Origin of the sequence: Elioraea rosea, from assembly GCF_007644105.1 — a bacterium.
GTDB classification, from domain to species: Bacteria; Pseudomonadota; Alphaproteobacteria; order Acetobacterales; family Acetobacteraceae; genus Elioraea_A; species Elioraea_A rosea.
Genome location: NZ_VFAC01000008.1, coordinates 85,963 through 98,607 on the forward strand (window position 1 = coordinate 85,963; position 12,645 = coordinate 98,607).

The 12,645-nt window shown below is 71.0% G+C and carries 12 protein-coding genes; 6 read left to right on the top strand and 6 right to left on the bottom strand.

Features of this window, described 5'->3' with window-relative positions:
* Positions 1 to 79 precede the first annotated feature (79 nt).
* A complete protein-coding gene (locus FIF60_RS07845) occupies positions 80 to 766 on the top strand; it encodes a winged helix-turn-helix domain-containing protein (protein ID WP_144185506.1) in 687 nt (228 codons plus the stop codon).
* A 7-nt stretch (positions 767 to 773) separates the two neighbouring features.
* On the opposite strand, the gene FIF60_RS07850 is transcribed toward FIF60_RS07845, so the two are convergent.
* Positions 774 to 1,991 (bottom strand): NAD(P)/FAD-dependent oxidoreductase, encoded by a 1,218-nt coding sequence (locus tag FIF60_RS07850; protein WP_338032065.1) that lies wholly within the window; start codon positions 1,989 to 1,991, stop codon positions 774 to 776.
* A gap of 6 nt (positions 1,992 to 1,997) precedes the next feature.
* On the opposite strand from FIF60_RS07850, the gene FIF60_RS07855 reads away from it, so the two are divergent.
* Entirely contained in the window at positions 1,998 to 2,924 is a 927-nt protein-coding gene (locus FIF60_RS07855) for an ornithine cyclodeaminase family protein (protein ID WP_144185507.1), read from the top strand.
* Between the two features lie 6 nt (positions 2,925 to 2,930).
* Here the strand turns inward: FIF60_RS07855 and FIF60_RS07860 are convergent, their stop codons facing one another.
* A complete protein-coding gene (locus FIF60_RS07860) occupies positions 2,931 to 4,283 on the bottom strand; it encodes a hypothetical protein (protein WP_144185508.1) in 1,353 nt (450 codons plus the stop codon).
* A 147-nt stretch (positions 4,284 to 4,430) separates the two neighbouring features.
* Between FIF60_RS07860 and FIF60_RS07865 the strand changes: the two genes are divergently transcribed.
* Together FIF60_RS07865 and FIF60_RS07870 are read left to right on the top strand one after the other, a co-directional pair.
* Positions 4,431 to 5,009: a flavodoxin family protein gene (locus tag FIF60_RS07865; protein WP_144185509.1), complete on the top strand. Its 579-nt coding sequence runs from the start codon at positions 4,431 to 4,433 to the stop codon at positions 5,007 to 5,009.
* Positions 5,010 to 5,089: 80 nt separating this feature from the next.
* Positions 5,090 to 6,361, top strand: a complete 1,272-nt coding sequence (locus tag FIF60_RS07870; protein ID WP_144185510.1) for a glutamate-5-semialdehyde dehydrogenase — start codon at positions 5,090 to 5,092, stop codon at positions 6,359 to 6,361.
* Positions 6,362 to 6,370: 9 nt separating this feature from the next.
* Here FIF60_RS07870 and FIF60_RS07875 read toward each other — a convergent pair whose 3' ends face one another.
* From FIF60_RS07875 to FIF60_RS07885, 3 genes are all read right to left on the bottom strand, one after another.
* Positions 6,371 to 6,952 carry a CHRD domain-containing protein gene (locus tag FIF60_RS07875; protein ID WP_144185511.1) on the bottom strand — a complete coding sequence of 194 codons (582 nt, stop codon included), beginning with the start codon at positions 6,950 to 6,952 and terminating at the stop codon, positions 6,371 to 6,373.
* 196 nt (positions 6,953 to 7,148) lie between these two features.
* Complete coding sequence (locus FIF60_RS07880; RefSeq protein WP_144185512.1) at positions 7,149 to 8,720, bottom strand: ABC transporter substrate-binding protein; 1,572 nt, start codon at positions 8,718 to 8,720, stop codon at positions 7,149 to 7,151.
* Positions 8,721 to 8,806: 86 nt separating this feature from the next.
* Positions 8,807 to 9,685 (bottom strand): diacylglycerol/lipid kinase family protein, encoded by an 879-nt coding sequence (locus FIF60_RS07885; protein WP_144185513.1) that lies wholly within the window; start codon positions 9,683 to 9,685, stop codon positions 8,807 to 8,809.
* Between the two features lie 192 nt (positions 9,686 to 9,877).
* On the opposite strand from FIF60_RS07885, the gene FIF60_RS07890 reads away from it, so the two are divergent.
* On the top strand, positions 9,878 to 10,687 hold the full coding sequence (locus FIF60_RS07890) for a UDP-2,3-diacylglucosamine diphosphatase (protein WP_144185514.1): 810 nt from the start codon (positions 9,878 to 9,880) through the stop codon (positions 10,685 to 10,687).
* 53 nt (positions 10,688 to 10,740) lie between these two features.
* A complete protein-coding gene (locus FIF60_RS07895; protein WP_144185559.1) occupies positions 10,741 to 11,754 on the top strand; it encodes a glycosyltransferase family 4 protein in 1,014 nt (337 codons plus the stop codon).
* Here the strand turns inward: FIF60_RS07895 and FIF60_RS21510 are convergent.
* Positions 11,744 to 12,565 (bottom strand): MipA/OmpV family protein, encoded by an 822-nt coding sequence (locus tag FIF60_RS21510; RefSeq protein WP_158639111.1) that lies wholly within the window; start codon positions 12,563 to 12,565, stop codon positions 11,744 to 11,746. The two genes, FIF60_RS07895 and FIF60_RS21510, sit on opposite strands and share 11 nt — an antisense overlap.
* Positions 12,566 to 12,645 lie beyond the last annotated feature (80 nt).

Consider the following 12,645-nt stretch of genomic DNA (forward strand, 5'->3'; position numbering starts at 1 on the left):
GTCTAGCATCGGCCCAGGCAGCCGCGCGGCGCCATGCCGGGAGGCGCCTCGGGCCTAGCTGCCGTCGCGGAACCGAGGCATGCGATATCGCGTCGGACCCTACGCGATCGACACCGCGGCGTACGAGCTGCGCCGGGACGGCATCCTCGTGCCGATCGAGCCGCAGGTGTTCGAGCTTCTCGCCCTGCTGATCGCTGCCCGCGCCCGCGTGGTGGACAAGGACGAGATCATCCGCACCGTCTGGCAGGGGCGCCCCGTCTCCGACGCGACACTGAGCAGCCGCATCAAGGCGGCGCGGCGCGTGCTCGGCGACAGCGGCAGGGACCAGGGCATGATCAGGACCGTCTATCGCCGCGGCTTCCGGTTCGTGGCTTCGGTTTCGGAACACCCAGACCCCCGCGCGAAGGACCGCCGTCCGAAGCTCGCCGTGCGCTCCTTCGCCACGCATGGCCTGGGAGCCGACAGGAGGCTCGCCGCGGGGATCACCGAGGAGGTCATCGATGCCCTTGCCGGAAGCGGGGAGGTGATGCTCATCGCGGCGCACGCCGTCCCGGGGCGCGGCTTCGCGCCGACCCATGCGGTGGAAGGGCGGCTTCGCTGCGAAGGCCCAGCACTTCGGCTTTCGGCGCGTCTGCTCGATGCCCGGAGCGGCGCTGCCCTCTGGTGCGGGCGCATCGATGGCGTGCGCGGCAGCGGCTTCGTGGCGGAGGAGCGCATCGGCTCGGCCCTGGCCGAGGCGGTGCTGGCGGCGCTGCGCGGCGGCTGAGTGGGGGCTACACGACGTTCCGTTCGACGAGCCGCTCCCCTGCCGCGAACCGAGCCGGCGATAGGGGCGAGAGGTCGAGCGAGAGGAACCGCCCATGCGCTGCGAGCTCGGCGAGCCCCCGCCCCACCGCGGGGGCCTGCTGCAGCCCGTGGCCGGAGAAGCCGCAGGCGAGGAGGAGCCCCTCGAGCCCAGGTGCGGCGCCGGCGAAGGCGTTGTGGTCGAATAGGTTCATGTCGTAGTGGCCGGCCCAGGCACGCTCCATCCGAAGCCGCTCGAAGGCGGGCACGCGGGCGGCGAGCGTCGGCCACACCGTCTCCTCGAACAGGGCGTGATCGACCTCGAAATCGTCCGGTGCGACATCCGGGTCGGCCTCCTCCGGCGGGGCGACGCCGCAGATGAACCCAGCCCCCTCCGGCCGCGCATAGACGCCCGTTGGGTCGATCAGCAGCGGGAAGCCCGGCAGCGCCTCCGGGCAGCGCACGTAGAAGATGCAACGCTTGCGCGGACGGACGGGGAGCGCGAGCCCCGCCGTCTCGAGAAGCGGCGCGGCCCCCGTGCCGGCGGTGACGATCACCGTACCGGCCTCGATCCGCGACCCGTCCGCCAGCGCCACGCCGCGCGCCCTGCCAGCCTCGACGAGAATGCGCACGCCCTCCGCCTCGCGCCAGGTCACGCCCGCCGCGCGGCTGGCCCGCCGCATCGCCTGCATCACGCCGAACCCGTCGAACCAGCCCTCGCCGCTCCGCCCCCAGGTGCCGGCGGCGACGCCCTCGGTGCTCATCCAGGGAAAGCGGGAGGCGAGCGCATCGGGCTCGAGCCAGAGGATGTCCGCACCCTCGTCCGTCTGAACGGCGTGGTTGGCGCGGAGGATCTCCCGCCCCGCCTCGCTGGCCAGGAACAGGTACCCGCCCTCGTGCAGCCCGGCATCGGCGCCGAGCAGGGCGCGCGCCTCGCGCAGGAGCGCGATGCCGTAGCCCGAGAGGCGCACGTTGATGGAGGTCGAGAACTGCCGGCGGATCGAGCTTGCTGACAGCGCCGTCGCCGCGCGGGCATAGCTCGCATCCTTCTCGAGCACGAGCACGGAACCGGCGAAGGCGGGATCGCGCGCAAGGTGCCAGGCGACGGAGGCGCCGACCGCTGCGCCGCCGACGATCACCACATCGAAGCGTTCGTTCATGCCGACAGGGTAGCGCGGGTTGAGCGGGGCGGAAGCCCCAGCCATCATCCGGGCATGCGTGTCATCGACGCCGCCGCCCTCGCCGCCCTGACCCCCTACCCCGCCCTGATCGAAGCCCTGGCCAAAGGGCTGCAGAAGCCGGTGGCGAGCCCGCCACGCGGGCATCTCGACCCGACGGGGCGGGGCGACGCGCTGCTCCTCATGCCGGCCTGGCGGGAGGGGGGGCTCATGGGGGTGAAGCTCGTCACGGCCTATCCGGGCAACAGCGCGCGCGGCATTCCCGCGATCGCGGCGAGCTACACCGCCTTCGAGCAGGCGACGGGCGAGGTGCTCGCCGTTCTCGATGGAACCGAGCTCACCGCGCGGCGCACCGCCGCGGCCGCCGCACTCGGGGCGAGGCTTCTCGCCCGTATCGATGCGCGGCGGCTGCTCGTCATCGGCACCGGGGCGCTGTCGGCCCCGCTCGCGCGGGCCCATGTCGCTGCCCTGCCTGGCCTGCGCGAGATCACGGTGTGGGGCCGCAACCAGGCCAAGGCAGCCGACGTGGCCGCCGCGCTCACGGCAGAAGGCATGGCTGCCTCTCCTGCCTTCTCACTCGAGGAAGCGGTGCGCGCGGCGGAGGTGATCGTCGCGGCGACCACCGCTACCGAGCCGATGATCCGCGAGGCCTGGGTGCGCGAGGGAACCCATCTCGGCCTCGTCGGCGCCTTCACCGCGACGATGGCGGAGGCAGAGCCGGCGCTGCTCCCCCGCGCGCTGGTCTATGCCGACGATCGCGAGGCCGTGCTCGCCAAGGGCGGAGAGGTGGTGCAGGCGATCGCCGCGGGGTTGATCGGTCCGGATGCGGTGCTCGGAGACCTCGCCTTGCTGCTTCGCGGCGGCGATGCGCCACGACCGGCCGCGGCGATCACCGTGTTCAAGTCGGTCGGCTTCGCCGCCCTCGACCTGATCGCGGCCGAGCTCGCGCTCGGCCGGGCCTGACGCGGCTCAGGCCGAGCCGACCCACGCCGACGCCGCGGCCCAGCCGATGCGTCGGGCGGGAGGGGCGGAGAAGCGGCGGCGCGACCAGGCGAGCGCGAGCTGGGCGGCGTCACGGTCCTCCGCGTCGACGGCAGCGTCGAGGAACACCTCCCACAGCACCTCCTGTTGCGCGTGGCTGCCGCCAAGGCGATGCATCCGCCCCAGCACGGGGCGCATGAGCGCCACGGCCCGCGCGGGCTCGCCGCGCGCATGATCGAGGATGGCCTCGCAGACCGGCAGGGCGACCTCGCGGACGAGCGTGGCATGCGCGCCCTCTCCCGCTGCCGCCTGCCGTGCGGCCTCGAGCCAGCGGCAGCCGGCTTCCCAGCGCCCCGAGGCGGTCAGCGCCATCATCCAGTGCGGCAGGGTGAAGGCGGAGAGGATGTCGCCCGACCGCGCCATCGCCTTGTCGGCCAGTTCCTCCCAGCGCGGCCCCGCGCCGATGCCGAGGCGGCGCAGGCGCCAGAGCATCGAGGCTGCGTTCTGCATGTCGATGTAGAGATCGGCGTGCGACTGCACGAGCGGAGAGGCGAGGTTACGGAACCGCTGGTCATACAGCGCGAGCACCATCTCCGTCTCGCCGCGCTGCAGGTGGTAGAGCGCGCGGTGCCACCAGAGATGGTGCACGAGCTGGCTGCCGCCCTCCCAGTGCGGCTCGAGCGCGCTCGTCCAGGCGATGCCTTCCTCCTCCCGCCCCGTCATCTCCAGCACATGCGCCACCGCATGCGCCGCCCAGAGATCGGACGGGTCGGCCGCGATCGCCGCACGCCCGTCCCGCTCCGCCGCCTGCTGGTCGCCGCTCTCCTCCGCGGCGAAGGCGAAGCAGCCGAGCATCGCGGAATGGGCCGGAACCTCCGGGTTCCAGGCTGGGCGGACGGCTTCGGCCGAGGCGGCCATCTCCTCGGGGCGGCCCATCCAGAAGGCAAGGAAATGGTGCAGCCGGAAGGCAACGACATCGCGCGGGTGGTCGGCGAGGATGCCGCGCCAGGCAGCGAGCGCCGCCTCGGACGAGCCGCCGGCCCAGGCGGCGATGGCCTCGGCATGCGCGCGCTCGCGCGGGGTGGCCCGTGCGGCGAGACGGGCCGCCGCCTCCGCCGCCTCGCGGGCGGGCGGAACGAAGCTGCGGTTGAAGGCGAGCATGGCGAAGGCGCCGCGCATGACGTGCGCCATCGGCGCCTCGGCATCGGCAGCGAGCAGGGCCTTAAGCCGCTGCGGCGCGTCGGCGCGATAGCCGAGATAGCCCGACACGAGATGGTCCCATGCCGCGGCCGCCTCCTCCGAGGCCATCGTCACTGCGAGGCCCTGCGCATCACGCGGCATCACGCTCCCCGTCGATCAATTAGAGTCGATTGGTTCGGGTCGATTGGTTCGGCCGATGATCGTCATTCTCCAAAGCCTCGTTTCAAGATGATGTCCGCAGTGGCACATCACCGCCCACACCCGCACTCCAATGCGAAGGAACATGCCATGGCATCGATCGCGATCGTCTTCCACAGCGGCTACGGCCACACCAAGGCGGTGGCGGAGTCCGTCCGCGCCGGCGCTGCCGCCGTCTCCGGCGCGAGCGTCGAGCTCATCGCCGTCGGCGCTGACGGCACGATCCCGGATTCGGGGTGGGAGACGCTCGACAAGGCGGATGCGATCGTCTTCGGCGCGCCGACCTATATGGGCAGCGCGTCCGGCCCCTTCAAAGTCTTCATGGACGCGACCTCGAAGGTCTGGATGAAGCAGGGCTGGAAGGACAAGTTCGCCGCCGGCTTCTCCAACAGCGGGTCCTGGGCAGGCGACAAGCTCGCGACGCTGATCCAGTTCAGCCTGCTCGCCGCGCAGCACGGCATGATCTGGATCCCGTTCGGCATGTTCCCCGGCTACAACAACAGCAAGGGCAGCGCGAACGACCTCAACCGCACCGGACACTTCCTCGGCCTCGGCACCCAGGCGAACGTGGACGAGGGCGCCGATGTCGCCCCCCCGGCCGCCGACCATGAGACGGCGAAGGCCTTCGGCCGACGCGTCGCCGAGACGGTGGTGAGGCTGCGCGGCTGAATGTCGGGTCGGTCGCCGGGCCGCTCTGACACGCCCCCCGTTTGACACGTTGCCGGGCCAGCGGCACAGACTGCGCGGCCATGGACGCGATCACACCGGGCGGCGATGCCGCAGCGATCTTCGCCGCGCAGGCGCGGGCGGCGCGCGCAGCCGCGCACACGCTCGCCCGGCTCGCGCCTGAGCGGAAGGCGTCAGGGCTTCGCGCGGCCGGCGCGGCGATCCGCCGCCACGCGGATGCCATCCTCTCCGCCAACGCCGACGACGTCGCTGCCACCACCGGCCGGCCCGCCTCCTTCCTCGACCGGCTGAGGCTCGACCCGCCCCGCGTCGCGGCGATGGCGCGGGGGGTGGACGAGGTCGCGGCGCTGCCGGATCCGGTGGGCACCGTGCTCGCGGAATGGACGCGCCCGAACGGGCTCCTGATACGCCGCGTGGCCACACCGCTCGGCGTCGTCGGCATGATCTTCGAGAGCCGGCCGAACGTGACCGCCGATGCCGGGGCGATCTGCGTCAAGAGCGGCAATGCGGTGATCCTGCGCGGCGGCTCGGAAAGCCTCGAGAGCACCCGCGCGATCCACGCGGCCATGCGGGAGGGGTTCATCGAGGCCGGGCTGCCGGAGGCCTCCGTCCAGGTCGCGCCGACGGCCGACCGCGCCTTCGTCGCCGCCATGCTCGCCGGCAACGGGATGATCGACGTGATGGTGCCGCGCGGCGGCAGAAGCCTGGTCGAGCGCGTTCAGGCAGAGGCCCGCGTTCCCGTGCTCGCCCACGCGGAGGGGCGCTGCCACACCTTCGTCCACGCCGCCGCCGACCTCGCCAAGGCGCGCGCCATCGTCGTCAACGCCAAGCTCCGCCGCACCGGCGTGTGTGGGGCCACCGAGACGCTTCTGATCGACCGTGCCGTGGCCGCGAGCCATCTGCCGCCGATCGTCGCCGACCTCGCCGCCAAGGGCTGCACGTTCCGCGCCGATGCGGCCGCGCGGGCCGTGTGCCCCGAGCTTCCCGCCGCGACGGAGGCCGATTTCGATACCGAATGGCTCGATGCGGTGCTGTCCGTCGCCGTGGTCGATGGCGTCGACGGCGCTGTCGCGCACATCCTGCGCCACGGCTCCGAGCACACCGACGCGATCATCACCGAGGATGACGCCGCTGCGGCGGCGTTCCTCGCGGGGATCGACAGCGCGATCGGCGTGGTGAACGCCTCGACGCAGTTCGCCGATGGCGGCGAGTTCGGCTTCGGCGCCGAGATCGGCATCGCGACGGGGCGCATCCATGCGCGCGGCCCGGTGGGGCCTGCGCAGCTCACCACCTTCCGCTATCACGTGATCGGAACGGGCCAGGTCAGGCCCTGAACGCGCGGTTCAGCGCGGCGCATACCGAAGGCGGACGAAGCCGAGACCGGCCAGCCCGGCAGCAAGCAGCGCGAGCGATGCAGGTTCGGGGATCACGGCGAGGAAGCCACGGATCTCGCCGCCACCGAACGTGGTGCTGTGGATGTTGACATAAGCCGTTCCGGCGAGCATGGCGGCGACAAGCGCACTCTCCGCGCCCTCGATCGTTCCTCCACCGAAGTTCGTCACGAAGCCCGCGGTGTAGGTTGCGGGATCGGCGGTATCGAAGGTGTTGTCGTAGCTGCCGGCGGTCACCCCAACGGGAAAACCGGGGAAAGTACCGGGGGTCACGGCAACGCCCACCGTTCCCGCCCCTGGCACAAGGGTACAGCAGTGGATGTGCGCGACCGTCGTCGTTCCGGAAAGACCGCTGAAGCTGACATCGAGGAAAAGGGTGTCGGCGACGGGGTCGACGATCACGAGCGCAGTTCCTGATCCGGTCGCTCCGGGCACTTCCGGGCCCAGGGTCGCCCCGAAGGTTATCGGGGCAGCGTTCGCTGGCACGGTCGCTGCCAGCAGACTTAGCGAGGCGGCCATCAGCGCCAGGCGCATCTGCCTCTCCCATTCCGGTACGGCCCCGCCGGCCGCGATGATTACGTGCTCGTACCTTATGACAGCCGCAGGAGCCGAACCATCCATCCCAGGTTGAAACGTTGCCGGGAGGCGTCATCGCGTCGGACATCACATGCGCAGGACGAGGCCTGCCACGTATCCCGTCGCGTCGTCGCTGCCTCCCCTGCGTCCCCGGTCACTCCACCTTCACCGTCCGGCCGAAGATCAGGTTGTCGGCGCGGTGCGTCATCTGCACGTTCGCCTTCATCGCGAAGGGGATCATCAGGTGGTAGAGAGGGATGTGCCCGAACTCGTTGTTGTGCACGCGCTGCGCCTCGCGGATCAGCGCGGTGCGCTTCGCCGGGTCGGTCTCGGCCTCGACGGCGCGGACCATCCGGTCGACCTCCGCGTTGGAGTAGCCGCCCCAGTTCCATGAGCCGCCGCCCGCTTCCGCGCGCGTCATCATGATGCCGCGCAGCGTGTACAGTGCATCGAAGGTCGGCACGCCCCAGGTGAGGCCGTAGAAGCTCGAATCCTGCTGCTGCAGCTTCCGGAAGAACACGGCGTTCGGCATCGTCGACAGCCGGATCTGGATGCCGATCTGCGCGAGCATGCCGGAGATCGCCTGGCACGCCTCGTCATAGGCGCCGACGGGGCAGTCGAGCGTCACCTCGAAGCCCTGGGCGTAGCCGGCCTCCGTGAGAAGCCTGCGCGCGCGGTCGCGGTCGAGCGGTGGGCGGCGCGCATAGGCCTCGTCGTAGCCGGTGACGAACTGCGTCCACATGCTCGCCGTCGGCACCGCGTTGCCGCGCAGCACGCGGGTGCGGATCGCCTCGACATCGATGGAGATCGCGATCGCCTCGCGCACGCGCACGTCCTTGAACGGGTTCCGGCCGCGCACGTTCGAGTGCACGAGCTCGTCCCGCGCCTGGTCCATCGCGAGCCACATCGTGCGGTTCTCCTGGCCAATGAGAACCTTGAGCCTCTGGTCGCGCTGCAGGCGCACGACGTCCTGCGCTGGCACGGTATGGACGAAATCGACCTCGCCCGAGAGGAGGGCGGCGATCCGCGTGGGGTCGGAGGCGATGGGAACGTGGTGCCACTCGCTCACGTCGTTCGGGCCCGCCGCCCCGCCCCACCAGCGCGGGTTGCGCACGAGCACGGTGCGCTGGTCCGGCTCGCGGGAGCGGAGGATGAAGGGGCCGGTGCCGTTGGCGTTGCGCGCCGCGTGCGTTTCCTCCCGGTCGCGCAGGTTCTGCGGCACGGCGGAGCGGTTCGCCTCCGACCACTCCTTGTCCATGATCAGGATGCGCGTGAGCTTGTCGGGGATCACCGCATCGGGCACGCGGGTGACGATGTCCACGACGTGCGAGGACACCTTCTCCGCACCGCTCACGGTGTCGACGTAGATGGTGAAGTTCGATGTCGGCGCGAGGGTGCGGCCAATGCTGAACACCACGTCATCGGCGTCGAAGGCGTTGCCGTTGTGGAACGTCACCCCCTCGCGAAGCCAGAAGCGCCAGCGCGTCGGCTCCACCTGCTCCCAGCGGAGCGCGAGGGCGGGTTCGAGCCTCAGCTCGTCGTTTCGGTGGATGAGGCTCTCGTAGATCTGGCCGGTGACGAGGTAGGTGGTGAAGGCGTTGTTCGCGTGCGGGTCGAGCGTGCCGGCATCGGAGGTCGTTGCAAACCGGAACTGCTTCGCCCCTGCATCCGTTGCATGAACCACGAAGGCGAGACCAGCCACGCCGAGCATCACCGGGATCCGCATACGAGCCCCCTCGTTCCCTGTCCTTCGCCTTCGCAACATCCTGTGGCCTGGCCGGGCAGCCCGCAAGGGGGAAGCAGGCGATTTTCTTATGGGGTCGGAACGATGACGGGAAGCGGCGCGGGAGCATCCGACAGCGCGACCGGCGTGACGCCGACGAGGTCCCCATCGGCCTGGACGGGAAGTCCGGGCGGCGCGTCGATGCCCAGGGTGGCAACACGGCGCGCCGAGAAGCCGCCGAGGCGCGACACCAGGCCGAGCGGCAGGGCAAGGCCCGCGATCGCCGCAGCGCCAAGGCCGCCGCGCTCGAACACGCAGGCGGTGATGCCGGCCGCATCGGGCATCGCGCCGGGGGCGAGCAGGAACCGTCCTCCGTAGAAGCGTCCCTTCGTCGCGATGACCTGTGCCGCCTCGATCGTCGCGCCACCGATCGTGACCGACAGGCGCGGGAACGGCCATGAGGCAAGCTGCCGCAGCGTCTCGACCACGTAGGCGCCCTTGCCGATGCGCCGCTTCAGCGCGGCATCGAGGGCCGCGACCACCGCGGCATCGAAGCCGACGCCGAGCATCTGCAGGAAAAGCCGCTCGCGCCCGCAGCCGAACAGGGCGCGGCCCGGGATCACCCGCCGCGTCACGCCGGCGCGGAGCATCGTGGCGATCGCCTCGGCCCGGAAGGGAAGGCCGAGCTCATGCGCGAACACGTTCGCCGTCCCCGTCGGAATCACGCCGAGCGCGGCGTCGGTGCCGGCGATGCCGTTCGCCACCTCGGCGATCGTTCCGTCGCCTCCTGCGGCGACGACGACGCGCTCGCCCGCGCCAGCCGCCTCGCGCGCAAGACGCTCGGCATCGCCCGAACGTGCGGTGTCCGCGACGGTGAAGCGGACGCCCGCTTCGGCCAGGGCGCCGGCCACGCGCTCGAACCGGCGGCGCCGGCGACGCCCGGCCGCGGGATTGAAGATGAGGAGCATGAAGCGGGGCGACCGGAACCGGGAGCAGGTGCGAAGAGAACAAGATAGCGCACCCGCGTTACACGACGATGACAGCGCAACGTCCAAACGATTACATGGTTTTTTTCATGTGTTTAATGAAACGGTCATGGCAACCCCGGGCATTCGCCGCGTAGAGGAACTCACCGGAGACGGAGCGAGGCCAGAACCCGCATGACGATCCAGACTCTCTCGCGACGCTACCGAGCCATCTTCATCAGCGACGTCCATCTCGGAACTCGAGGCTGCCGCTCCGACTTCCTGGCCGACTTCCTCCGCCGCACCGAATGCCGCCACCTCTATCTCGTCGGCGACATCGTCGATGGCTGGCGGCTGAAGCGCTCCTGGTACTGGGACGAGACGCATGACGAGGTGCTTCGCCTGATCCTCGCCAAAGCGCGCGGCGGCACCGAGGTCACCTACATCCCCGGCAACCACGACGAGCTGTTCCGCGCCTGGATGCCGATGGAGTTCGCCGGCGTGAAGCTGCGCGAAAGCGCCGAGCACGTGACCGCGGACGGCAGGCGCCTGCTCATCACCCATGGCGACGAGTTCGACAGCGTGGTCCGCTATGCCCGCTTCCTCGCCATCCTCGGCGACTGGGCCTACACCGTCGCGCTCGCGGTGAACCGCTGGTTCAACGCCGTCCGCCGCCGCCTCGGCTACCCCTACTGGTCGCTCTCACAGTGGCTAAAGCGCCAGGTGAAGGAGGCCGTGAAGGCAATCGACCGGTTCGAGCGTGCACTGGCCCAGGAAGCCCGTCGTCGCGGCTTCGACGGCGTCGTGTGCGGCCACATCCACCACGCAGAGATGCGCGAGGTCGACGGCGTGCTCTACCTCAACGACGGAGACTGGGTGGAGAGCTGCACCGCGCTCGTCGAGCACCAGGACGGGCGGCTCGAGCTGATTGACTGGGCGGAGCTCAACCGCCTCTCGCACTGGCGCGACGCCGCACCCCGCCGCGCCGTGGCGGCAGCGGCGTGATCGGCGCGAGCCGGGACGCGCACGGCCTCCCCTTCTTCACCCCGCCGGGCCCCGTGAGGATCCTCATCGTCTCCGACGCCTGGAAGCCGCAGGTCAACGGCGTCGTCCGCACGCTCGCGACCGTGCGCGACGAGCTTGCCGCGATGGGCCACATCGTCGAGGTCGTGGGGCCTGACCGGTTCCTGACCCTGCCCGCCCCCTCCGAGCCGGATGTGCGGCTTGCGGTGATGCCGGGGCGGAAGCTCCGCCGCATCATCGACGCCTTCGCCCCCGACGCGATCCACATCTCCACGGAAGGGCCGCTCGGCCTCGCCGCGCGGCGGCTCTGCCTCCGCCGCGGCTGGCCCTTCACCACCGCGTTCCACACCCGCTTCCCCGAGTACCTCAAGGCCCGGCTCGGCGTTCCCGAGCGGATGACCTGGGCGCTGATGCGCCGCTTCCACAGGCCCTCTGCCGCGGTGCTGACCGCCACGGCCTCGTTGCGCGAGGAGCTTGTCGCGAAGGGCTTCGCCAATGTCGCGGCCTGGACGCGGGGCGTCGATCTCGGGCTGTTCCGGCCACGCGAGCGGGGTGTGGCGAACCTGCCGAGGCCGGTGTTCCTCTATGTCGGCCGCGTCGCGGTCGAGAAGAACATCGAGGCCTTCCTCTCGCTCGACCTGCCCGGCTCGAAGGTGGTCGTCGGAGACGGGCCGCAGCGGGCGGCGCTCGAGAAGCGATTTCCGGAGGCGCATTTCCTCGGCGCCAAGTTCGGCGAGGAACTGTCCGCCGCCTACGGCGAGGCAGACGTGTTCGTGTTCCCCTCGCTCACCGACACGTTCGGCCTCGTCATCGTCGAGGCGCTCGCCTGCGGCACGCCCGTCGCGGCCTATCCCGTCACCGGTCCGAAGGACGTGATCGACGGCGCGCCCGTCGGCGCGCTCGATGCCGATCTGCGCACCGCCGCCCTCGCCGCCCTCGGGCTTGACCGGGAGGCCTGCCGACGTTTCGCCGAAGGCTTCTCGTGGCGCTGGTCCGCCGAGATCCTGCTCGAGCGTCTCGCGCCGATCGAGCGCGCCTCTACCAGGTGAAGCGGTAGCTGAGGGCGAGGCCGACGAAGGCCTGGGTGGAGGAGCCCGCCTGGTCGACGATCGGGCTGTCAGCCGCATCGCCGAGCAGTTCCTTCACCTCCGCGATGGCGGTGACGGCGGCCCTGTCCCAGAAGCGCCAGGTCAGCGTGCCGCCGAAGCCGACATCCTTGAACCCGGCATCGGCGTCGTATACCGCGTAGCCCGACCGGGCCGACTGCGTGGCATCGATGCCGAAGAAGCTCTGCATGTAGTTGCCGCTCGCCCAGGTGACGGAGGGGCCGAGCGAGTAGCTCCACGCCTCGCCGAGCCGCCCGCCATAGCCGAGTGTGGCATGCACCGTCGCGCCGCGATGGCCACCGCCGTTGAGCCCCTGCGCGGCGTTGACGGCAGCGACCCAGGGGCCCGCCTGGTAGCGCGCGAAGAGGCCGCCCTCGACCGTGCCACCGACGTCGCCGAGGCCGCGCAGCGCGTCGTTGTCGTCCTGGTCCCGGCCGAAGCGGTAGCGGAGCAGGGGGCCAGCCGAGAACCCGCCGACGCGGATCAGCGACACGCCGAGACCGTCGCGCGAGGAGAGGAAGAACAGGTCGCGGTAGCGCAGGTCGATCAGCGGCGCTCCGAGAAAGCCGTAGTCGTTCGAACCCTCGTAGTCCGGGTTGGCGGCGCCGAGCGCGCCGACGGTGAGAGACCAGGCCGTGGTCGGCCGCACGGCGATCGTGTCGCCGCGGTCGATCAGCTCCTGCGCAGCCAGGCGGACCGGCGCGGCAAGGCAAAGGAGGCCGAGTGCAACCGCGGCCGCTCGGGAAGAACGCATTGGATGTCCTTGAAAGACTTTGGAACGGTCCCGGTCAGATGGACCATCCCGCCCCGCGCCGCAAGGCGCGGGCCGGTCAC